This is a genomic window from Mumia xiangluensis (genome assembly GCF_010994095.1).
Lineage (GTDB): Bacteria > Actinomycetota > Actinomycetes > Propionibacteriales > Nocardioidaceae > Mumia > Mumia xiangluensis.
Genome location: NZ_WJYO01000002.1, coordinates 144,686 through 167,001, shown reverse-complemented (window position 1 = coordinate 167,001; position 22,316 = coordinate 144,686). Strand labels below are relative to the sequence as shown.

Genomic DNA, 22,316 nt, shown 5'->3' with positions numbered 1-22,316 from the left:
CCTCGCGCGGGTCAGCTCGCGTCGGGGACCAGCTTGAGGCTCACGCCGTTGATGCAGTAGCGCTGGTCCGTCGGGGTCGGGAAGCCCTCGCCCTCGAACACGTGCCCGAGGTGCGAGCCGCACCGCGCGCAACGGACCTCGACGCGGCGCATGCCGAGCGAGACGTCCTCGATCAGCTCGACGCGGTCGCCCGCCAGCGGGGAGAAGAACGCAGGCCAGCCGCAGTGCGCGTCGAACTTGGTGTCGCTGCGGAACAGCTCGGCCCCACACGCCCGGCACTCGTACACGCCGGCCGTCTCATCGGTCTCGTAGGAGCTGCTGAAGGGCCGCTCGGTGCCGGCCTCGCGCAGCACGTGGAACTCCTGGGGCGTGAGCTCGACACGCCACTCGTCATCCGTCTTCTCGACCTCGTACGCCATGTCTCCATCGTACGGACGAGCGCACGCCACGGAGCGCGAGAGGCGTCCCGTGGCGTGCGCGCGGTCAGATCAGGGACGCGCCCTCGCCGGCGCCGGACGACTGCGCGTCGAACGACTCGTGCTCGATGAGGTGCAGCGTCGGGACGTCGAGCTTGCGCTCGGCACGGGAGGCCCAGTCGACGTGGAAGAACGACGAGAAGACGTGCGACGTGGTGAGGATGATGGCCTCCTCGGCGCCCACCTCGGTCACCAGGTCGGCGAGGGCGTTGACCGGGTCGTCACGGGTCAGGGTGCCGCGGGCGGAGGTGTCGGCGTTGCCGGCGGCCACGACGAGGTCGATCGAGCGCCGAAGCGAGTCCTCGCCGGCCTCGGTGACCGCCTTGTCGATGTCGCCGATCGAGCGCGCGTCCGGCATCGCCAGATCGGCGCCGCCGAGCACGCCGAGCGACGTCGCCATGGTGGCGGCAGCGTCCTCGATGGGCAGCAGCAGGTGGTAGACGACAGGGTCGTCGAGGCCCTCGTGCAAGGACGTGAGCTGCTGTGCGTCGAGCGCGGAGAGCTCCTGCTCGAACAGCACCGCCACGTCGTACGGGGTGCGGGTGTCCGGGGTGGGCTCGGTCATCAGCTGCTGCCTTTCGTCACGAGTCCGTGGACTCACGGCGGAACGTTCTCAGCCTACCGCCGCGCGGCCCCTCGTGGGCTGTCCGGGCGGGTGGATGCGGGGCATACTGCGACGCATGACGACGACGAGTCTGACCGAGACCCTGAGGCTCCCCGGAGGGCCGGTGGACCTCACGACGTACGACTCGCGGGCGACCCCGGGCTTCCACGGAGGCAAGAAGGACCAGCCGGCGGCGATGGAGGCGATCGCGGGCGGCCTGTCGGACCACCAGGAGCGCCTGTACGCCGGTGGCCTCACCGGCACGGGCGACGGCCGGGTGCTGCTCGTGCTGCAGGGGATGGACACCTCGGGCAAGGGCGGGACCGTACGCCACGCGGTCGGTCTGCTCGACCCGCAGGGCGTACGCCTGACCTCGTTCAAGGCGCCGACCGCCGAGGAGCTCGAGCACGACTTCCTGTGGCGGATCGAGCGGGCGCTCCCGAAGTCCGGCGAGGTCGGGATCTTCGACCGCTCGCACTACGAGGACGTGCTGATCGCGCGGGTGCGCGCGCTGGCCGAGCCCAGTGAGATCGAGCGGCGCTACGACGCGATCAACGCGTTCGAGCAGGAGCTCGCCGACTCGGGCTGCACCGTCGTGAAGTGCTTCCTCCACATCTCGCCCGACGACCAGCTCGAACGGCTGCGCGCCCGGCTCGACGACCCGACGAAGCACTGGAAGTACAACGCCGCCGACGTGGACGAGCGCATGCTCTGGCCGCGCTACCAGCAGGCGTACGAGACGGCGCTCGAGCGGTGCTCGACGGACGCGGCGCCCTGGTTCGTCGTCCCGAGCGGTCGCAAGTGGTATCGCAACTGGGCGGTCGCGCAGCTGCTCGCCGAGCACCTCGCCGACGTCGCGCCGGCCTGGCCGAAGGCGGACTTCGACGTCGATGTGGAGCGCGAGCGCCTCGACGCCACGGCCGACGTCGGCTCGTGACCGCGCTGTGAGCTGGTGCGGGTTCTCCGTCGGGGGAGACCCGCACCAGCTCACACGGTGCGACGGCGACTCAGGCCGGGCTGCTCCTCAGACTGGAATGGGCACCAGGTCGACGGCGCCCACCGCGTAGCGCGCCAGGATCACGTGCGCCAGCTCCGGCGACGCTCCGAGCGGGTCGGACACGGCGACGGCGCCGGCCTCGAGCGCGAGCTCGGCCGCCCGGTCGGGGAGGAAGCCCGGTGCGAGGAACAGCGACCCGACGGCGATGTGGCGCTTGCCGTCGTTGCGCAGCTGCCGCACCGCCTCGCCGGTCGCCGGCGGAGCCGTCGACGCGAACGCCGCGAGCACCGGCAGCTTGTGGCGCGCACCCCACGCCCGGGCGACCCGGGCGACGTGGGCGTTGGCGAGCGGGTCGGAGGACCCGGCCGACGCCAGCACCAGCGCGTCGAGCTCGGTGGCCCGTGCCTCGCGCAGCGCGGCACGCAGACGAAGATCCAGCACGCCGAGGAAGCTCTTGTGGATGCCGAGCACGTCGGTCGCGATGACGCTGACGTGCGGGTGGCGCTGGCGGATCGCCTCGAGCACCTGCGGCACGTCGACGTTCGCGTGGTACGCCTGCGTCAGCAGGAGCGGGATGACGACGATCTCGTCGAAGCCCTCGGCCACGAGCCGGTCGGCGACCGTCAGCGGGGACGGGTCGGAGAGCTCCAGGAACGACTCCTCGACACGCAGGTCCGGACGCATGCACCGGACCAACTCCGTCAGTGATGCGATGGTTGCGGCCGAGCGAGGATCACGGCTTCCGTGAGCGAGCGTGATGAGTGCCGGGGCGGTCATGGTGCATTCCTCCTTCCGGGAGGGTGTGGGGGTGGTCTCGGTCGCCTGGCGCCTCGACCAGCGGTTGGTTCGGTCTTAGAGGTGGATGCCGCACTCGTTCTTGCCGGTGCCGGCCCAGCGGCCGCTGCGGGCGTCCTCGCCCGGTGCGACCCGTTGAGTGCAGGGCCAGCAGCCGATCGACGGGTAGCCGTCGTACTGGAGGGGGTTCACCAGCACGCCGTTCTCGGCGATGTAGCGGTCGACGTCGTCGGCGGTCCACCGCGCGAGCGGTGAGACCTTGACCTTGCCCTTGCGGGCGTCCCAGCCGACGACCGGCGCGATGACCCGGCTGTGGGTCTCGTCGCGGCGCAGGCCGGTCGCCCACGCGTCGTAGCCGGAGAGGGCGTCCTGCAGCGGCTGCACCTTGCGCAGCGCGCAGCACAGGTCGGGGTTCGTGCGGAACAGGTCCTTGCCGTGGGTGGCGTCCTGCTCGGCGACGCTCTGCACCGGCGTGATCGTGAGGAGGTTGACGGGCATCGTCGCCTCGACCGCGTCGCGAGTGCCGATGGTCTCGGCGAAGTGGTAGCCGGTGTCCAGGAACACGACGTCGAGACCCGGAGCGACCTTGCCGGCGATGTCGGCGAGCACCGCATCACCCATCGACGAGGTCACACAGAAGCGCTCACCGAACTGCTGGACTGCCCACTGCACGATGAGCTCGGCCGGGGCGAGCTCGAGCTCCGGTCCGGCGATGCGGGCGAGCTCCTCCAGCTCCTCGGCGGAGCGGGCGGGCACGTCGTCGCGTACTGAGATCGTGGTCATGCGTTGTCACCTCCAGGTTTGATCAGTCCGATGAACGAGAGCGAGAAGGCTCGAAGGCAGGCGCGGCACTCCCAGGCTCCGTGCTGCGTGCCGTGAGGACGGAGGTCCTCGTCGCCGCAGTACGGGCAGTGGAACGGAACCGCGCGGTTGCTCATCGCAGCGCGTCCTCCTCGGCGCGAGCGACCCACTGCGCGAACGACTCGCCCGCCTCGCGCTCCTTGAGGTAGCCGCGTACGACGCCCTCGACGTAGTCGGGGAGCCCGGCCGCGGTCACCTTGTGGGCGCGCAGCTTGCGGCCGAAGCCGGGGGTGAGGCCGAGCGCGCCGCCGAGGTGCACCTGGAAGCCTTCGACCTGCTGGCCCTCGTCGAGCACCAGCTGGCCCTTCAGGCCGATGTCGGCGGTCTGGATCCGGGCGCACGAGTTGGGGCAGCCGTTGACGTTGATCGTGATCGGCTCGTCGAGCTCGGGGATGCGGTGCTGCATCTCCTCGATCAGCAGCTCGGCGCGGTTCTTGGTGTCGACGATCGCGAGCTTGCAGAACTCGATGCCGGTGCAGGCCATCGTGTTGCGGCGCCACGCCGACGGGTTCGCCTCGAGGCCGATCTCGTCGAGTGCGGCGACGAGCGAGTCGACCTTGTCGGGCGCGACGTCGAGGACGAGCAGCTTCTGCTGGGCGGTCGTACGGATGCGGTTGCTGCCGTGGGCCTCGACGACGTCAGCGAGCTGCGAGAGGACCGTGCCGGTGACCCGGCCGACCTTCGGGGCGACGCCGACGTAGAAGTTGCCGTCCTTCTGCTGGTGGACGCCGACGTGGTCGCCGGGAGTCTGGGGCGCGGGTGCCTCGGGGCCGTCGACCAGCTTGCGCTTGAGGTACTCGTTCTCGAGGACGTCGCGGAACTTCTCCGGCCCCCAGTCCGCGATCAGGAACTTGATGCGTGCGCGGGTCCGCAGGCGGCGGTAGCCGTAGTCGCGGAAGACCGACACGATGCCCTTCCAGACCTCGGGGATCTCCTCGAGGGGCACCCATGCGCCGAGACGCTGGGCGAGCATCGGGTTGGTCGAGAGGCCGCCGCCGACCAGGAGGTCGAAGCCGGGGCCGTGGTCGGGGTGGACCACGCCGGTGAACGCGACGTCGTTGATCTGCGGGACGACGTCGTGGCTCGGGTGGCCGCTGATCGCGGTCTTGAACTTGCGCGGCAGGTTGGAGAACTCGGGGTCGCCGATGTAGCGGCGCTCGATCTCCTCCACCGCCCACGTGCCGTCGATGATCTCGTCGGAGGCGATGCCGGCGACGGGGGACCCGAGGATCACGCGCGGGCAGTCGCCGCAGGCCTCCTGCGTCGACAGGCCGACGGACTCGAGGCGGTCCCAGATCTCGGGCATGTCCTCGACGCGGATCCAGTGGTACTGGACGTTCTGGCGGTCGGTCAGGTCAGCGGTGTCGCGACCGAACTCGGTCGAGATGCCGGCGACCGTCCGCAGTTGTGCGAGGTCGAGCTGGCCGCCGTCGATGCGGACCCGCAGCATGAAGTAGGAGTCCTCGAGCTCCTCCGGCTCCAGGGTCGCGGTCTTGCCGCCGTCGATCCCGGGCTTGCGCTGGGTGTAGAGCCCCCACCAGCGGAAGCGGCCACGCAGGTCGGCCTTGTCGATCGAGTCGAAGCCCCCGTGGGCGTAGATGTTCTCGATGCGCGCCCGGACGTTGAGCGGGTTGTCGTCCTTCTTGGACTGCTCGTTGGCGTTCAGGGGCTCGCGGTATCCGAGAGCCCACTGGCCCTCACCCTTCTTACGGCGAGGGCGCGCAGCGCGTACGGGGGCGTCGGTGGTCGCAGTCATGAGACGTCCTGTCGAAGAATGCTCGAGGAGGGGGAGGCTGATGGTCGTGTCCGGCACTCAGAGGCCGGGGCCGGGGGATCAGGCGCAACGACACATCATGCTGCGCATACGACCGAAGTCCACGTGGCGACGGGCCGCCAGGTGTGTGGTCTGCGCTGTGAGCATGGTCGTAAGTCTGTGGTGCGGACCGGCCCGAGGGCAACGGTAGGTCTCGCGATGTGAGACATTGCGCCACATCGTGAGACGACGTTCGGGTCGGTCCCCGTCGTTCCAGCGATCTTGAGGGGTCGATGTGACCGCAGCCACAAAGTCGGTCGTGTTAACGCAACGGCTGATCGAAACCTCGACCGGCGGCGATCGGACGCGGGAGCCCCGCGCGCCTAGCGTTTCGGCATGGTCGCAGTCTCCCGCACGTTCACCGTCGACACGCCGCTCCCGATCGTCTTCGCGTACCTGAGCGACTTCACGACCACCGAGCAGTGGGACCCGGGCACGGTCGAGACGACCCGCCTCTCAGGCGACGGCGGCGTCGGTACGCGCTACCGCAACGTGTCGAAGTTCCTGGGCAAGTCCGTCGAGCTGACGTACGAGACCACGCGACTCGAGCCGCAGGCGGTTTTCGAGGTCACCGGACGCAACGACTCCGTCACCACGCAGGACCACATGGTGTTCGCCGCGGTGGGCGAGGGGACGCAGGTCAGCTACACCGCCGACTTCGCCTTCCACGGTGTCGTCGGCAAGATCCCCGACGCAGTCCTCCGCATTCCGCTCGAACGCCTCGCGGAGAAGACGGTCCGGACGATGCGCGGCACGCTCGACGCGCTGTGACGACCGCCTCCTGCCCGCTCTGAGCGAGTGTCAGGAGACCCTCGGGGTCGCCCGCCGCGCGATGTGGGCCGCGTCGACACCGCGGGGGAGCGTCCCGAAGGTGCCCGCCCAGTCGCCCGCGATGCGTGAGGCCACGAAGGCGTCCGCCACGGCGGGGTCGCCGAAGCGGATCAGCAGCGACGCCTGCAGGACGGCTGCCATCCGGCCCGCGATGCGCCGGGCGCGGAACTCGAGCTCCGTGAGGTCGCTCAGCTCGTCGAGAACGTCGGTGATCGCGGCATCGAGCGCTGTGTAGCGGCCGCGCACCGTCCCGACCTCGTTGAGCCACGCCTCGAGCGCCTCGGGCTCCCGCTGGAGCGCGCGCAGGACGTCGAGGGCGTTGACGTTCCCGCTGCCCTCCCAGATCGAGTTGAGCGGCGACTCGCGGAAGAGCAGCGGCATGCCCGACTCCTCGACGTACCCGTTGCCGCCGAGCACCTCCAGCGCCTCCGCGACGTGGAACGGGGTGCGCTTGCACACCCAGAACTTCGCGATGGGCAGTGCGATCCGGCGCAGCGCCCGCTCGTGCTCGTCGTCGGGTCGCTCGACGCTCGAAGCCATCCGCAGGGCGAGCAACGTCGCGGCCTCTGACTCGACGGCCAGGTCGGCGAGGACGTTCTGCATCGCCGGCTTCTCCGACAGCAGCCCGCCGAACGCGCTGCGCTGCGAGGCGTGCCAGGTCGCCTCGGCCACCGAGCGGCGCATCAGCGACGCCGAGCCGAGGACGCAGTCGAGCCGTGTGGAGGCGACCATCTCGATGATCGTCCTGACACCGCGACCCTCGTCACCGAGTCGGACCGCCCAGGTCCCGGCGAACTCGAGCTCGCTGGACGCGTTGGAGCGGTTGCCGAGCTTCTCCTTGAGGCGTACGACCTGCAGCGGGTTGCGGGTCCCGTCGGGGAGCACACGGGGCACCACGAAGCAGGTCACGCCGCCGGGCGCCTGGGCGAGCACGAGGAACAGGTCGTTCATCGGGGCGCTGGTGAACCACTTGTGCCCGTGCAGGACGTACTCGCCGTCGACGTCGGTCGGGGTCGCGGTCGTCACGTTGGTCCGGACGTCGGAGCCGCCCTGCTTCTCCGTCATCCCCATGCCGGCGAGGATGCCCCGCTTCTCGGCCGGGTTGCGCAGGCCGAAGTCGTACTCGGTCGACGCGAGCAGCGGCGTCCACTGCTTCGACTGGGCGTCGTCGGCGCGCAGCGCGGGGACGGCCGCGTAGGTCATCGTCAGCGGGCACCCGTGACCGGGCTCGTTGTGCGTCCAGGCGATGTACGCGGCGGCGCGGCGCAGGTGCGGCTTCGGCTCCTCGCTGACCCACGGGGTCGCGTGCAGGCCGAACTGCGTGCCCCTCTTCATCATCCAGTGCCACGAGGGGTGGAACTCGACCTCGTCGACCCGCTGGCCGTACCGGTCGACCGGGCGCAGCACGGGCTCGTTCTGGTTGGCGAGCATGCCGTGCTCGCGCGCCTCGGCAGAGCCGGCGAGCCGTCCGACCGGCATCAACGACTTGAGGACCACGTCGGCGTCCTTGCCGGCGAACGCCCGCACGGCACCGACGAGCGCGGCGTCGGCGCGCACGGTGTTGTACCCCACGAGGGGTGCGGCCTGGTTGTGCGGAGTGCGCTGCAACGGGTCCATGGCACCAGGGTAAGCGGTCGCTCACTCGGACGGGACGCCGTGCCGCCACCGTCAAAATCAGTCGCGCCGGGCCCTCCGCGTACGTACGGTCGGCGGGTGGAGTCGAGCAACGGGCAGGCGGACGCCTGGACAGGACGAGTCGTGCGCGGCGACCGCGGGAGCGTCCGCGTCGTCGACGCCGAGGGTGGCGTGACGACGGCACGCGTCGCCGTCCCCGTGTCCGACCCGCTGGACGCGCCGTGCGTCGGCGACTGGGTGGTCCTGGTGCGGACGGGCGACGACGTCGCGGTCACCGACGTCGCCCCGCGGCGGACGCTCCTGGAGCGCGCCGAGCCGGGCGGTTCGTCCCGTCACCAGCCGCTGGCGGCGAACGTCGACGTGGTCGCCGTCGTCGTCGGCCTGGACCAGATGCCGTCCCTCGAGAAGGTCGAGCGGCTCCTGGTCGTGGCATGGTCCAGCGGCGCTGCCGTGCACGTCGTGCTCACCAAGGCCGACGTCGCCCCTGATGCCGACGACGTGGCCCACGACATCACGACCCAGCTGGGCGCGGAGACGATCGTGTGCAGCGCGCGGACGGGGGTGGGGGTCGCCGAGGTCGCCGCGCTGGCGTCGACCGGTGGGACCCTGGCCCTCGTCGGGTCTTCGGGTGCCGGCAAGTCATCGCTGGTGAACGCCCTCGTCGGCGACGAGGTGGTGGCGACGTCGGCGATCCGGTCCGACGGGCGTGGCCGCCACACGACGGTGCGGCGAGAGCTCGTCGCCCTCCCCGGCGGTGGATGGATCGTCGACACACCGGGGCTGCGCGGCGTCGGCGTGACGGATTCCGCGGGCCTGTCCCACGCGTTCGCCGACGTCGAGGAGCTCGCGCGGTCGTGCCGGTTCGGTGACTGCACGCACCAGGTCGAGCCGGGATGCGCCGTACGTGGAGCGCTCGACGGAGGCACGCTGACGCTGCGCCGGTACGAGAGCTGGCGCGCGCTGCAGCGCGAGGCGGAGTGGCTGGAGCGTCGCACCGACGCACGTCTCGCCGCCGAGCAGAACCGGCAGGTGCGGCGTACGACGCGCGAGCAGCGCCGGTTCAGGCGCGCCCGCGGCCACTGAGCGCGCCGTAGGGGCTCAGATCTCCCGGTGGTTACGCAGAGGCCCGACAATACGATCAACGCCAGGTTGACGTGACGTACAGGCGCCTACCCGCGTAGCGAGCACCGAAGGCGTGATGGGGAGGATCGGACGTGGTTTCGATGCAAGGCGATGCGATGCTGACCATCCGTGGTGAGTTGCCCTCCGCGGAGGACTTGAGCGAGGTCCGCGGGGTGGAGGTTCTGACACTGCCCCGAGGCGTGCGCTCGCTGGACTTCCTGGCTCCGGTCATTAGGCAGCTTGAGGTGATCGAGGTTCCCGAGGGCAGCAAGGTGCGGGCCGACTTCTCGGTACTGGAGGCCGCCGACCATTTGGAGGTGCTGGATCTCGCGGGCGCGGTTCCCACCGCGGAGCTTGACCTCGCGGGGTTGCACAGGCTCCAGCGTTTCGTGCTGCCGTCACCGCGGCAAAGCGGTCACCACGTCGTCTCGGCGCTGGCGAATCCCCACCTTCGAACGCTCGAACTGCAGCACGCGACCGAGCACGACCTCGACCTCGTCCGGGCTCCGCTGGAGCGACTGCACATCTGGCGCGCGTCGAAGGGCATCGCCGGCATGCCGGCGTCGATGCCGCTCGGTTCGCTGACGGCGATCCAGCTCTACCGCATGCCGGAGTTCGACTTCGGGTGGATCGAACGGGCTGTCGATCTGAAGACGCTCGAGGTGTGGCGAGTCGGGCACCTGCGTGGGCTCCGTCACCTGGTTGATCGCGCTCATCGCCTCGAGATGGTGTCCTTCGACGACTGCCCGCAGGTGGACGAGCCGGAGCTGGCGACGCAGGTCGACGCCGACCGGTTCCTCGTCATGGGTCGAACGAACATTGATCGTGAGGCGGTGGATCGCGCCTTCCCGCTGCCCGACGACTGGTTCGACGGTGAGCCGCTGGAGAGCTTCTGGAGCTTCGGTCCGTTCGGTAGTGCGGCCGCCATGGAGGTGGTCGAACGGGTCGAACGGGCCGCCACTCCAGGCGACGTGGCGGCCATCGTGGACCCGGCCCTGGCACGAATCGAGCTCGTCGGCGCCGAGCGTGACACAGTCCGGGCGAGCATCGCCGCGGCAGCGGTCGTGGCCGCGGCGCTCGGAGCAGTCTTCGAGGAACCGCCCACGCTGAATGGCGCATTCGGTACGCCCCTAGAGCTGACATACACGGGGCCGTCGCGTTGGGGGCCGGGTTCGTGGGCACCCTCGCGCGAGCTGATCACTCGCGCGCACCGGGTGATCGCGGACGTCGCCGAGGCCAGCGATCCCGAAGCGTGGGCGAACCTCCTAGAGGACCCGACCGACTGCTTCGACGTGATCGAGGCGCTGGAGTCGTCGCGAACCGCGTTGGAGCGTGCACTGGCAGGAAGCGGGTCCTGAGCCATGGGTGTTTGGGCTATGGGTGTGTTCGGGAACGACGACGCCGCCGACCTCGCCTTCGAGGTCGATGACGCGGAGACGGCCCGCGAGGTGCGAAGCGTCCTCGCTCAGGCGATCGACACCGTTCTCAACGATCCCACGAAGGCGGATCGGGGCGATGTTCTCGTCGCGGTGGCGGCTGCGGCGCTTGTCGCACTCTCCCTCGGAACGGACCTCGAGCTGGCGGAGATGGACGTGTACGGGCCGCAAGACTGGGAACCGGCATTGCTAGACGCCGACCCGCACCTCGTCTCGTCCGCGCGCGAGGTCGTCAGGCTTGTCTGCCTTCCGCACGCACAGCAGCGGTGGAAGCGTAAGAAGGCGTTGTGGCGCTCCGCAGCGGAGCACGCCGAATACCTGCGCGAAGTCTCAGCCGTGCGGGACGCACTGGCCGAACCGCAATGAATCCACCATCGGAGGGCGATCGCTGGTGAACCCTGCCCGCGGCCACTAGTCCAGGAACGTCGCCGGCGGCGGGAGCGTCCGGGCTCCCCGGCCGGAGTACTGGAAGTGCTGCCAGTCGGAGCGACCCATCCACCAGAACCCGTGGCGCGCCATGATGCGCACCACCGTGTGGCTGCGGCTGCGGTAGACGACGCGTGACGGGGACCGCCGGGCGTCCCAGGTCCGGTTGGGGAGGATGCCCCAGGCGGACCGGTACGGGTTCTCCCACGGGTTGATGTCGAGGCTGCGGCCGGTGCTGTGCGGACTGCGGGTCGACGGCCGCCCGACGACGCCGCGGCAGTTGAACCCGGACGAGTTGCCGGCGGCCATCGACTTCAGGTCGTTGCCGCCGCGGAGCCGACGGGACCAGCCGAACCGGTCGACCCGGTAGAGCGAGCGGATCGGCGCCTTCGCCGCGTGCAGGTCCTGGAAGACACGCTTCGTGGCCTTCGCGACGCTCTTGTGGACGACGATCTCGCCGCGACGGCGGTAGCCGTCGTACGCGTAGTAGTTCGTGCGCACGAGCCGCAGCGACGACCGGCCGACCGGGCAGCCACGGTGCCACGTGCGTCCGGTCATCGAGCGCCACACCGAGTCGGAGATGCGGCTGACCGTCACTGCTGCCCCGGCCTTCGTCGCGCGAGGCTGCGCGCGGAGCCTGATGCGCGGAGCGGGCGCCTTGGCGGGGCGTCGGAACACGTAGCCCGGCGGAATGTTGTCGATCGTGCGCGTCGCCGACCAAGCGGTGCGGGCGTACGGCGTCGCACCGACGCGGACCCGGTAGACGACGTCCACACGCGGGCGGACGCGTACGGCGGCAGCGCCGGCACGGACGGTGAACGTCGAGCGGTGCTCCCACGTCGTCGAGCTGCGTCGCCGCGCCCACAGCTGCGTGGTGCCGGTCACCGGTCGCCCGTCGCTGGTCGTCCACCGGACCTGCAGGGTCGCGGTGTTCCCGTCGGCGACGCGGGTGGCGCCACCCAGGGCTACCCGCGACGGTGCGGCGTTCCCCGTGACCGCGAGCTCGCGGACCGCGGTGCCGCCGCCGGTGGCCTGGACGACGCGGAACCGCTGCGTGCCGGGGTCGGCCGTGACGCGCAGGGCGAACGACCCGTCCGCAGCAGGTGCGGTCGTCGCGACCTGGACCCAGGTGCCCACCCGGTCGCGACGGTCCAGCCGGATCGGCGCGCCGGTGTCGGAGGTGGTGCCTGAGATCGTGACGGTCGTGCCGGCGTACGCGGTTGCCGGGGCGCTCACCACGAGGTCGGGTGGCGCTGCCGACGCGGGTGACGCGACCAGCAGGCTGCCGACGAGGAGGAGCCCGAGCAGGGAGAGGAGGACGCGGCCAGGGGTCACCTCCCCAACCTAGGCCCAGTCGGGCCCGGGGTCAGGGCAGCGACTCACGTGTCCTGGATGCGTGCGAACGGGCGGGCTTCCTCCAGCTCGTACGCGAGCTCGAGCAGCGTGCGCTCGTCGCCGTGGTCGGCGGACAGGTGCGACGCCAGCGGCAGCCCCGTACGGGTCTGTCCGAGCGGCAACGAGATCGCAGGACCGCCGGTCACGTTGTTGAGAGGTGTGAAGCCGACGTACGCCTGGAGGCGTGCGAACAGGCGGTCGTAGTCGAGCGTCGGCGAGAGGTAGCCGAGCTTCGGGGTGGTGTGGGTGAGCACGGGCGAGAGCACGACGTCGTATGTCGTGAACATCGCACGGTAGGTGCGCTCCGTACGGCGCAGACGGTAGAGCGCCGCGGGGAACCGGTGCATCCCGCGCCGGAACGCGTCGGCGAGGCCACGCGTGAGGTTGTCGGCGCGGGCCACGTCGAAGTCGGGACCGAGCGTGCGCTTGCCCGTGGTCGCGAGGTACCAGGCCAGGAAGCCCCAGTAGAGCGAGAAGTCGTCGGCGAACTGCTGGGTGATCGGCAGCGGGATCTCCTCGACGCGGTGGCCGAGGTCGGCGAGGAGCTCGGCGGTCGCCGTGGTCGCCAGGCGGGTGTCGCGGTCGGTCTCGGAGGTGACCGAGTCGTACAGGACGCCGACGCGCAGACGCGCGGACCCGGCGCGCTCGACGAGGCGGACGGCCGGGAGCCGGGGGTTGCGGTACGTCTGCTCGGCGGCCGCGAAGAAGCGGGCGGTGTCGCGGACGGACCGGGTGACGACGCCCTGGCCGATGATCTTCACCGGCATCGTGGTGTCGAGCTTGTCGGGGACGACTCGTCCCCGTGTCGGCTTGAGGCCGACCAGGCCGCAGGCCGCGGCGGGGATGCGGATCGACCCGCCGCCGTCGTTGGCGTGCGCGATCGGGACCGCGCCTGCCGCGACCAGCGCCGCAGACCCACCGGACGACGCGCCCGGCGAGTAGGCAGGGTTCCACGGGTTGCGGACCGGTGGCCGGGTCATGAACTCGGTCGCCGCGCTGAAGCCGAACTCCGGGAGCCTCGACTTGCCGAGGAAGGTCAGCCCCTGCTCGGACCACATGCGGACGACGTCGCTGTCGGTCCGTGCCAGGCGAGGCGTGTACGCCTCGGAGCCGTTGCCGGTCGGCCAGCCGGTGACGTCGACGTTGTCCTTGACGAACGTCGGGACGCCGGCGAACGCGCCGGTCGCGTCGCGGTCGGACGCCTCGAGGGCTCGGGACGCGTCCAGGTGCTCGACCGCATCGAGGCCGGAGACCGCCTCGACGCGGGCGAGCGCCGCCTCGGTCACCTCCCGGGGCTTGACCTGCTTGGTGGCGATCAGCTCCGCGATGCCGGTTGCGTCGAGGTCGCCGAGAATGTCGTCACGGAAGGCGTGGACGCGGTCGGAGTGCGACACGGTTGCTCCTGGTCGTGCGTGTGTCCGGGGTCATCCCGGAGCGTAACAGCGAGTTGCGCCCCGGCGAGGTGGTGACGTACGAAGTGACGACGGGGACGTGAGGAGGCTGGGTGTCCGCACACGGCGGCAACAGGGCGATCATCGCGGCGCTGTCGGCGAACCTCGGCATCGCGCTCACGAAGTTCCTCGCGTTCCTCCTCACCGGCGCGTCCTCGATGCTCGCCGAGGCGGTGCACTCGGTGGCGGACTCTGGGAACCAGGCGTTGCTGCTGCTCGGAGGCCGGCGGGCCCGGAGAGAGGCCGACGAGCGGCACCCGTTCGGGTACGGGCGGGAGCGCTACATCTACGCCTTCATCGTGTCGATCGTCCTGTTCAGCGTGGGTGGTCTGTTCGCGCTGTACGAGGCGTGGCACAAGTGGGAGCACCCCGAGCCGATCGACTCTTGGCAGTGGGTGCCGATCGCGGTCCTGCTCGCCGCGATGGCGATGGAGGGCTACTCCTTCCGGACCGCGATCCACGAGTCGAACGCCGTACGCGGTGGGGAGTCGTGGGTGTCGTTCGTCCGGAACGCGAAGTCGCCGGAGCTCCCGGTGGTGCTGCTGGAGGACTTCGGCGCGCTCATCGGCCTCCTGCTCGCGCTGTTCGGGGTCAGCCTGACGCTGGTCACCGACGACGGCCGGTGGGACGCCGCCGGCACCGCCGGGATCGGCCTGCTGCTCGTCTCGATCGCCGTGGTGCTGGCCGTCGAGACGAAGTCGCTGCTGCTGGGGGAGTCGGCCACCCGCAGGGACGTGGACGCGATCCGGGCTGCGATCGTCGGTCCGGGGGTGCCGTCGGTCATCCACCTGCGGACGCTGCACCTCGGTCCGGAGGAGCTGCTCGTCGCCGCGAAGATCGAGGTCGACGCGACCGAGAGCGCCGCCGAGATCGCTGCCGCCATCGACGGCGCCGAGGCACGGATCAGAGCGGCCGTGCCGATCGCACAGGTGATCTACCTCGAGCCGGACCTGAGGCGGGCGGTCCGGCCCGGACCGTGATCGTGCGCGCGCTCAGCCGGGCAGCACCCGCACGATGCGGTCGGTGCCGCCGCCGTTGGACGTCGACACGTACAGCGCGCCACCGGGTGCGACCGTGACCGCGCGCAGCCGGCCGTACCGGCCCTGCAGCTGCACCGACTGTCCGGTCAGCCGTCCCTTCTTGGTGAACCGGAGCAGACGGAGGTGCTCGGCCTTCAACGTGGTGACCGCGAGCACGCGGCCGGACCGCTTGCCCCAGATCGAGCCGCGCAGCCAGGCTGCGCCGGTCGTCGCGAGCGTCGAGTCGCCCGAGCGCCAGCGGGCCGCCCGCTGCTTGCCGGGGAGCCCGTGGTCGGTCATCGGCACCGACTCGTTGTAGCCGGGCACCGGGTTCCAGCCGTAGTTGCCCGTGCGACGCAGCAGGTTGACCTCGTCATCGCGGTACGAGCCCTGCTCGACCGACCAGATCTGGCTGCCGCGCCGAGCGAGACCTTGCACGTTGCGGTGCCCGTAGGTGTACACGCGCCGCTTCATCGCGTACCGGGAGCCCGCGTACGGGTTCGCCTTCAGGCCGCGTCCGGTACGGGCGTTCACGCGGAGGACCTTGCCGCCGCCGGAGCGCAGGCGCTGCGGGTTGCGGCCGACGGCTGCGTCGCCGGTGCCGATGAAGAGTGCACCGCTGCTGCCGAACACGAGCGCGCAGCCGCCGTGGCGTCCGCTGGTCGAGGGCAGTCCGCGCACGATCGTCTTGACGAGGCGCGCCTTCGTCCGCGCGGCGTTGAGCCGCCAGCGGGCGACGCGGACGTCCTTCGTGGCACCGGAGCGGTAGCCGTGGCAGGTGTAGAAGTTTCGGGTCCGTGCGAAGTCCGGGGCGAGCTCGAGCGCCATCAACCCGGTCTCGCCACCGGCCCAGATGCCGGCCGCGCGCCCGACCACGCGCTTCCCGCCGGTCACGGTGCCGAGCGAGATCGTACGGCGGTCGCGCTGGGTGAAGAGGAACTGCGACGACGAGATGAATGCGATGTCCCACGGGTGGTCGAGGTCGGTGAGGACGGTGGTGGACCGCAGCGGGGCGGCCCGTACGACGCTGGCGGGGGCGGCACGCTCGGCGGGGGCGGTCGCGGTGGCGGCGGTGACGGAGGCGCTCGCTCCGGCGGCACCGTCCGGAAGCATGAGCGCGGAGCAGAGGAGGGCGGCACCGGCAGCGGTCGCTCGACGTGTGGCCATCGCCCCAGTCTGACTCCGGCGGGCTGGTTTCGCCGACCGTCACCCCCGCCGGCGGAGGTACGGGCGGACGAGCGCGACGAGGTCGTCCCCGGGCGCGGCGCCGATCTCGTGGCGCAACCGCTGAGCGTACGCGCGGTAGCGCCGGGCAGCCTCCACGCGGTTCCCCTCGAGCACCAACGCCTGGACCAGTGCCGTCACGGCGGACTCGCGCAGCGGCTCTGCGCAGACGGCCGCCAGCCCGGCCCCGGTGGCCAGCGGGTACGCCCCGGCGTCCGATGCCGTCCGGCAGACCGCCTCGAGGGCCTGGATCCGGTGCAGGTGGAACTGGTCCTGCTCGTCCAGGACCCACGGTTCGTACCAGCCGGGGAGCAGGTCGTGCTTCAGCAGCTCCACCTCGTCGGCAGCGACCGGGTCGGCGGCCAGTGCGTGGTCGGCGACGCGACGCGCATCGAGCAGGTCGACCGAGGCATCGAGCTGGAGGTCGGGGCCGTCGGGCTGCACCCATCGACGGGGGAGCTGCCAGAGTGCGCGGCGGAGGTTGGCTCGCGCACGCGCCTCGGAGACCTCCGGCCACAGGTCGGTGCCGGCGAGGAACCGGTTCGCGCGGGGCCCCTTCACGGCGAGATAGGCGAGCAGGCGGCGCCCCGCGCCCGACAACCGCTCCGAGGGCCGGGTCCCGAGCCCTCCGAGGACGCCGACGCGACGTGATCCGTTCGAGCTGGCCACGGTCTGTGCTCCTAGGTCCGCGGCACGTCCTGACGAGGCGGAGGGGGGCACGCGACGGCGGAGACGGGCGCGGGCGGGTCTGCGCGACATGTCTTCGACCTCACGAGCATAGGTGTGTTCTGAGGTCGCGCCTCCCGGCATTGTCGACCGACCTGGCCAGTCGGGACGCGAGGGCGACGGTGCGGGGACGCGAGACGGACGCGGGGGTGCCGCCACGGGGCACGGGACGGGTCGTCGCGCGGGCATCCACGAGTCCGTGACGGGTACGGGTGGCCTGCAGGCTGGTGCGTGTCGGGCACCTGGGTGCCCGGAAGGGACGAGCTCCGGGAGGGCGCGATGACCGTGATCGACGAAACCGCAGGGGGCGCGCTCGAGGTCGAGACGCCGTTCTCCGAGCAGAGCGTCAGCACGGAGACGCCGCCGGCGACGCTCGGGTTCCTGCCGTGGACCGAGGTGACAACTCCGTTCGCGGAGCTGCTCAGCGAGGACTTCGACGGAGAGGGAGAGGTCGGCGAGATCGTCGCGGAGGCGTTCGAGAGCATCCGGGACGAGCAGTTCGACGAGGCGCTGGCCGAGCTGATCGCGGAGACCGCGGAAGCCGCCGAGACCGGGCTGGCAGGGGAGCAGCCGATGCAGCTCGCCGAGCAGCGCCGCCAGCTCGCCGACGCCCACCTGGCTCCGATCGGTTCGGAGGCGGAGCGGTGCGTGCAACGGTTCGCCGACCACGTGCAGAGCCTCGACCTCGAGGGGATGGCGCCGGACCAGCTCGACGAGCTCCTCGACCGCTTCGAGATCGGGTCCGCCGGGGTGAGCGTCGCGGGTGAGGAGTTCATCGGCGGCCTCATCAAGAAGGCCAAGAGCGTCGTCAAGACCGTGGTCAGCACCGCCGGCAAGATCGCCAAGGCTGCGCTCCCGATCCTCGGCCCGATCCTCAACAAGCTCAAGGCGCTAGTCCGGCCGCTGCTCCAGCGCGTGCTGGCGATCGCGATCAACAAGCTGCCCGCTGCATTGCACGAGCCCGCACGTGCGCTCGCGCGGCGCTTCGGCCTCGGCCAGAAGGAGACCGAGGAGCTGGTCGAGGGCGAGGCCGAGGAGGAGTTCCTGGTCACGTCCTTCGCGCCGACGCCCGTCGCTGCGGGAGATCCGGAGACGCTCGCCGAGTCCTTCGACGCCGCGCTGGCCGAGTCTGTGCTCGGCGGCGAGGCGCTGGAGCAGGGCGAGAGCTTCGGCCACGACCAGGAGCGGGGCGCAGCGCCGCCCTCCTCCGACGAGCTCGAGGCGCTCGCCGAGGCGCGGAGCCTGTTCATCGACCGGATCGCCTCGGCGCAGGAGGGGGAGGACCTGACACCGGCGGTCGACCAGTTCATCCCCGCGATCCTCCCGGCCCTGCGGCTCGGGATCCGCATCGTGGGTCGGCCGAAGGTCGTGGGGTTCCTGTCGGGGTTCCTCGCCAAGCTCATCGGTCAGTGGGTCGGGCCCAAGCTCTCGGGGCCGCTCTCGTCGGCGATCGTCGACGTCGGTCTGAGGGTCATCGGCCTCGAGCAGGGGCGCCCCGGTCAGCTCGAGCAGGAGGCCGCACCGGCCGCCCTCGCAGCGACCGTCGAGGACACCGTCCGCAGGCTGTCGGAGCAGCCGGGCGAGTTCTTCGAGGACGAGGACCTGCTGCAGGTTGCGCTGACCGAGGCCTTCGAGGAGGCGGTCGCCGCCAACTTCCCCGCCCAGCTCGTCCGGCCCGACCTGCAGATCGCGCCGTCGCTCGGCGGGTCGTTCGTCGTACGACGCGCCCGCACCGCCATCGCGTACAAGAAGTTCTCGCGGGTCCCGGAGATCGAGGTGACCGCAGCGATCGCTGCGACCGTGACGACGTTCGGCGGAACCACGCTGGACGCCGCGCTCCGGGCTGCCGGCATCGCGCTGCCGGGCCGGTTCCGCGTGCACGTGTACGAGTCCGGGCCTGGGACCACGCTGGTCCGCCTGGCACGCCTCGAGAAGATCGGAGGCGCAGCGTTCCCGCGCGGGGCGCACGGTCAGCTGCATCCGCTCACCGTCGCGAACGCGGGAGTGCTGCTGCGTGAGCCGCGCCTCGGCGTCGACGCCCCCGCGCAGTTCCTCGCCTCTCGCCACCGCATCTCCGTCGGGCAGCGGTTCTTCTACCTGGAGCCGATCGGGCAGGTCGAGACCCCTGCCGCGACGACCACAGCGTCCGCTGGAGAGGTGGCGCAGCCGAGCGACGGCCGGGTCCGGACCGACGAGAACCGCCGGGAGGTGCGCCTGTCGCTGTACTTCTCCGAGGCCGACGCCCAGCGGCTCGCCGCGTCGGTGTCCGCAGGACCCGGCGGCACGACCTTGCTCAGGGCGCTGCTGCGGGCGGCCTTCGCGGCGATGCCAGGGCCGCGTCGTCGCCGTCGGCGTGCCCCGGTCGGACGTGGACGCGGACGGCGGCGTCCCCCGTCGCGGAACCGGCGCCGGCTGCGGTCGAGCGTCGCGAAGGCACTGGCGGAGTTCGTCCGCACCCGCGGCCACGAGTTCGTCCGGGCCGCGCAGGACCCGGCCAACGGCGTGACGGTGAACGTGCACGTCAGGGGAGTGGCCGGACCTTCCGCCGAGGCAGAGGACGACGACGCGCCCGCGCCCGCCACCGCCGTACCGGCGACGACCGCTCCTGCGACGACCGCTCCTGCGGCCCCGCCGACGACGGCGCCGGCGCCGGTGACCGTCACGGTCACACCGGGGAGGTCCAAGCCGTGAACGAGCACCGCCTGATCGCCGAGGAGCTCCAGCGCCAGCTCGGGCACTGGGTCGGTGCTGCGCAGTGCTTCATCGACGCCGAGGAGTTCGCGTCGCGTCACGCGTGGGAGTCGCTCGAGCAGTCGATCGGCGTGCCGGTGCGCAGACAGCTGGCGCGAACGGTCGAGCAGCTCCTCGAGAACGGGCGCACCACGACGGCGGCGGTCCGCGCGAGCCGCCTGGACCCGGCTGCGCTGGCGGACGCGCACGCGGCGGTGCAGCAGTTCCGCCGTCGCTACGTCCAGGTGGAGACGACGCTCGACTTCTTCGGTCAGGCCGTCAACACCCGCACCAGCGCCCACCTCCGTACGGCGCTGCAGTTCCTCGACTCCGTCGCCTACCAGAGCATCGACCAGGTCCTGCGCCCGCTGGGCCTCCCTGTCCCGCCGGTCCTGACCTACCTGGGGGAAGGTCTGGGCGCCAGCATCCTCCGGGTCGGGATCCGGCTGTGGGCTCCAGGGGCGGTCAACCCGGTGGCGGCGGTCAAGATCGTCCGGCACAACCTGTACCGGCCCACCTCGCTCTTCCACGAGACCGGCCACCAGGTCGCGCACCTCTCCGGCTGGAACTCTGCGCTGTCGGACGCCCTCGGCACGACGCTCGCCGACGACCCGGCGCTGCGCGCGATGTGGCAGCCGTGGAGCAGCGAGATCGCAGCGGACGTGTACGCGTTCGTGCTCACCGGCTTCGCATCGGTGGCGGCTCTGCACGACGTCGTCGGTGACGAACGGACACTCTTCCGCTGGCCGCTCGGCGACCCTCACCCGATCGGCTGGCTGCGGACGCTCCTGGGCTGCGCGATGTGCCGCCACGCCTACGGACCTGGTCCGTGGGACCGGCTGGAGCGCGCGATCCTGACGTCGTACCCGCCGAGCCGCGCCGAGGCGACGACCGTGCCGCTGCTGCTCCGGTCGCACCAGCGGATGCCGGCGATCGCGGCCACCTGTCTCGGCACCCCGGTCCCGGGCTTCCGCGACCGCCCTGTCACGGCTCTGGTCGATCCCCAGAAGGTGTCGCCGACCGCGCTCGCCGAGCTCGAGCGGAGCGCGGGGCCGTCGTTGTGGACGTCGCCGCACTGGCGCGGGACGGAAGGGATCCGCCTCATCGCGCTCGCCGGGCTGCGCGAGGCGGAGAACCCGGAGCGAGCCGGCGAGTGGATCTCGCGAGCACGGACGTGGATGACCGGTCAACGGAGCGTCGCCGCCTGAGCGGCGCCTAGCGGAGGTGGCAGTCGTGGCCAAGAAGACGAGCGGAAACCTGACGATGAAGTCCCTCGCGTCGTCGATGGAGACGATCGGGGAGCGTACGGAGGAGCTCCTCGAGGTCATCGAGGCGATGCAGCAGACGTCGTCGGAGGAGTTCGCGAAGGTCTGGACGACGCTCGGCGGCATCGCCGGGCTCGACGGCCTCGCGATCGGCCTCGCGGAGATCGCGGAGGTGATGGGGCCGCTGCGCAGCATCGTCCCACCCTCGACCGCCCTCGAGCTCGAACCCGGGGTCGCGGAGGCGGTTGCCCTCATCCGGAACGCGCTCGGCGGGGACCGCGACTCCAACTTCCAGCAGCTGGCGACGGCGTACGAGGAGCCGGTCTCCTTCATCGGGCAGGCCCGGCCGGTCGTCGACGGCGTCTACTACGAGGAGTCGGTGGCATGATCACGCAGCTCGTCCAACAGCTCGGCGGCGGTGCCGTCGCCGAGGCACAGGTCATCACGGCCGACCCGCTGGACCTGATCTGGCGGATGGAGCAGGTGCTCGACGCGGCCAACCCGTGGGCACCGAACCCGCCGCCGGCCGGCCCGGCACGCGTGGCGCTGTTCAACGACGGCGCCTTCAGCGGGGTGCCGATGCCGTCCCAGCCGGCCTGGGACCACCTGATCTATGCGTACGCGATCGAGAACACCCGGGCCGCGCAGATCCTGGCGAGGGTCGTACGGGCGTTCCGGGGTGGCGAAGGGCTCGGGATCCCGTCGGTGGCGACGCAGCGGTGGCTCGACACGACCGAGACGCTGCTGTTCGGAGCCCACAACCCGGTCGCCGCCTGGCTGTCCACAAGCGGGGTCCGCCCCGACGCCGAGGCCGTCCGTCGCAACGCGTACTACCGGATGTTCGGGATGGACCTCGCCCACGGCACGGACGCCAACGCGCCGTACCCGTACGACAAGGCTGAGGCCTCCAACCGCACGTTCGTGGCCCTGCTCGAGGAGCTGTTGTACGAGCTGTGGCGGGCGATCGAGAACGTCCGGAACCTCGTCGCCGGGAACACCACGGACGACGACCGGATCTACCGGCTCGCGGAGCAGCTCGGGTTCATGCTGCGCTCGCGGCGTCAGAACGCGCTGCTGAGCCGCGAGGAGCTCGCTGCGACGACCGCGATGGGATGGGTGGAGCTGACCCTGGGCTCCAACACGCCCCTCGTCGTCGACCTCCGGGCCCAGGCGACCAGCGCTGCAGACCGGCTTCGGGTGATCGGTGAGCGTGTCGGCATGCCACCCCACTCACGCGCCAACTCCTTCTTCGCGATGGCGCAGGAGCTGTCGTTGGTGCTGCGCGCCCTCGAGGCGGGCTGGGTCACCGACAGCGGGCGCGCGTGGCTGCTCTACCAGAGCACCACCCCGCCGACCGTCCCGCCGCTGCCACCGGGTGCGGTGCCGCTCGGCACGGAGGTGCGACGCGTGATCACCGAGTGGGCTGCGGCGTCGGGACGCAACCTCAAGGAGCGTCCGACACCGGTCCAGGTCGTCGCGGCTCCACGACCGCTGACCAAGCGATGACGGA

At 71.3% G+C, this 22,316-nt stretch carries 20 protein-coding genes; 10 read left to right on the top strand and 10 right to left on the bottom strand.

The window, feature by feature from the left end; genetic code table 11:
• Positions 1-11 precede the first annotated feature (11 nt).
• Positions 12-419 carry a peptide-methionine (R)-S-oxide reductase MsrB gene (msrB, locus tag GH747_RS06950; protein WP_149768868.1) on the bottom strand — a complete coding sequence of 136 codons (408 nt, stop codon included), beginning with the start codon at positions 417-419 and terminating at the stop codon, positions 12-14.
• Between the two features lie 64 nt (positions 420-483).
• Positions 484-1,041, bottom strand: coding sequence for a hypothetical protein (locus tag GH747_RS06945; protein WP_149768867.1), 558 nt, complete (start codon positions 1,039-1,041; stop codon positions 484-486).
• Positions 1,042-1,156: 115 nt separating this feature from the next.
• Between GH747_RS06945 and GH747_RS06940 the strand changes: the two genes are divergently transcribed.
• A complete protein-coding gene (locus tag GH747_RS06940) occupies positions 1,157-2,017 on the top strand; it encodes a PPK2 family polyphosphate kinase (RefSeq protein WP_149768866.1) in 861 nt (286 codons plus the stop codon).
• A gap of 87 nt (positions 2,018-2,104) precedes the next feature.
• On the opposite strand, the gene GH747_RS06935 is transcribed toward GH747_RS06940, so the two are convergent.
• The 3 genes from GH747_RS06935 to GH747_RS06925 form a co-directional block, all read right to left on the bottom strand.
• Positions 2,105-2,854, bottom strand: a complete 750-nt coding sequence (locus tag GH747_RS06935; protein ID WP_149768865.1) for a sirohydrochlorin chelatase — start codon at positions 2,852-2,854, stop codon at positions 2,105-2,107.
• 75 nt (positions 2,855-2,929) lie between these two features.
• A complete protein-coding gene (locus tag GH747_RS06930) occupies positions 2,930-3,655 on the bottom strand; it encodes a phosphoadenylyl-sulfate reductase (RefSeq protein ID WP_149768864.1) in 726 nt (241 codons plus the stop codon).
• 151 nt (positions 3,656-3,806) lie between these two features.
• On the bottom strand, positions 3,807-5,489 hold the full coding sequence (locus GH747_RS06925) for a nitrite/sulfite reductase (protein ID WP_149768863.1): 1,683 nt from the start codon (positions 5,487-5,489) through the stop codon (positions 3,807-3,809).
• Between the two features lie 393 nt (positions 5,490-5,882).
• Between GH747_RS06925 and GH747_RS06920 the strand changes: the two genes are divergently transcribed.
• A complete protein-coding gene (locus GH747_RS06920; protein ID WP_149768862.1) occupies positions 5,883-6,317 on the top strand; it encodes an SRPBCC family protein in 435 nt (144 codons plus the stop codon).
• Between the two features lie 30 nt (positions 6,318-6,347).
• Here GH747_RS06920 and GH747_RS06915 read toward each other — a convergent pair whose 3' ends face one another.
• Positions 6,348-7,994: an acyl-CoA dehydrogenase family protein gene (locus tag GH747_RS06915; RefSeq protein WP_149768861.1), complete on the bottom strand. Its 1,647-nt coding sequence runs from the start codon at positions 7,992-7,994 to the stop codon at positions 6,348-6,350.
• 96 nt (positions 7,995-8,090) lie between these two features.
• On the opposite strand from GH747_RS06915, the gene rsgA reads away from it, so the two are divergent.
• The 3 genes from rsgA to GH747_RS06900 all read left to right on the top strand — a co-directional run bounded on the left by rsgA (position 8,091) and on the right by GH747_RS06900 (position 10,936).
• Complete coding sequence (rsgA, locus tag GH747_RS06910) at positions 8,091-9,095, top strand: ribosome small subunit-dependent GTPase A (RefSeq protein WP_163695364.1); 1,005 nt, start codon at positions 8,091-8,093, stop codon at positions 9,093-9,095.
• A gap of 131 nt (positions 9,096-9,226) precedes the next feature.
• Positions 9,227-10,492 (top strand): hypothetical protein, encoded by a 1,266-nt coding sequence (locus GH747_RS06905; RefSeq protein ID WP_149768859.1) that lies wholly within the window; start codon positions 9,227-9,229, stop codon positions 10,490-10,492.
• Between the two features lie 3 nt (positions 10,493-10,495).
• Entirely contained in the window at positions 10,496-10,936 is a 441-nt protein-coding gene (locus GH747_RS06900; RefSeq protein WP_149768858.1) for a DUF4259 domain-containing protein, read from the top strand.
• Positions 10,937-10,981: 45 nt separating this feature from the next.
• Here GH747_RS06900 and GH747_RS06895 read toward each other — a convergent pair whose 3' ends face one another.
• Together GH747_RS06895 and GH747_RS06890 are read right to left on the bottom strand one after the other, a co-directional pair.
• Positions 10,982-12,331, bottom strand: coding sequence for a M15 family metallopeptidase (locus GH747_RS06895; RefSeq protein ID WP_149768857.1), 1,350 nt, complete (start codon positions 12,329-12,331; stop codon positions 10,982-10,984).
• Between the two features lie 44 nt (positions 12,332-12,375).
• Positions 12,376-13,785: an amidase gene (locus GH747_RS06890; protein ID WP_149768856.1), complete on the bottom strand. Its 1,410-nt coding sequence runs from the start codon at positions 13,783-13,785 to the stop codon at positions 12,376-12,378.
• Positions 13,786-13,895: 110 nt separating this feature from the next.
• Between GH747_RS06890 and GH747_RS06885 the strand changes: the two genes are divergently transcribed.
• On the top strand, positions 13,896-14,822 hold the full coding sequence (locus GH747_RS06885; protein ID WP_149768855.1) for a cation diffusion facilitator family transporter: 927 nt from the start codon (positions 13,896-13,898) through the stop codon (positions 14,820-14,822).
• Between the two features lie 12 nt (positions 14,823-14,834).
• Here the strand turns inward: GH747_RS06885 and GH747_RS06880 are convergent, their stop codons facing one another.
• Positions 14,835-16,028, bottom strand: coding sequence for a PQQ-dependent sugar dehydrogenase (locus GH747_RS06880; RefSeq protein WP_149768854.1), 1,194 nt, complete (start codon positions 16,026-16,028; stop codon positions 14,835-14,837).
• Between the two features lie 39 nt (positions 16,029-16,067).
• Entirely contained in the window at positions 16,068-16,754 is a 687-nt protein-coding gene (locus GH747_RS06875) for an AfsR/SARP family transcriptional regulator (RefSeq protein ID WP_205602836.1), read from the bottom strand.
• 336 nt (positions 16,755-17,090) lie between these two features.
• Here GH747_RS06875 and GH747_RS22015 point away from each other — a divergent pair, with 336 nt between their 5' ends.
• From GH747_RS22015 to GH747_RS06855, 4 genes are read left to right on the top strand one after another with little or no spacing between them, the layout of a single operon-like run.
• Positions 17,091-19,502 (top strand): hypothetical protein, encoded by a 2,412-nt coding sequence (locus tag GH747_RS22015; RefSeq protein ID WP_194842891.1) that lies wholly within the window; start codon positions 17,091-17,093, stop codon positions 19,500-19,502.
• Positions 19,499-20,749, top strand: a complete 1,251-nt coding sequence (locus GH747_RS06865; RefSeq protein ID WP_149768852.1) for a hypothetical protein — start codon at positions 19,499-19,501, stop codon at positions 20,747-20,749. The genes GH747_RS22015 and GH747_RS06865 overlap by 4 nt, the downstream gene beginning before the upstream one ends.
• A gap of 25 nt (positions 20,750-20,774) precedes the next feature.
• Positions 20,775-21,194 (top strand): hypothetical protein, encoded by a 420-nt coding sequence (locus GH747_RS06860; protein WP_149768851.1) that lies wholly within the window; start codon positions 20,775-20,777, stop codon positions 21,192-21,194.
• Complete coding sequence (locus tag GH747_RS06855; protein WP_149768850.1) at positions 21,191-22,312, top strand: hypothetical protein; 1,122 nt, start codon at positions 21,191-21,193, stop codon at positions 22,310-22,312. The genes GH747_RS06860 and GH747_RS06855 overlap by 4 nt, the downstream gene beginning before the upstream one ends.
• Positions 22,313-22,316 lie beyond the last annotated feature (4 nt).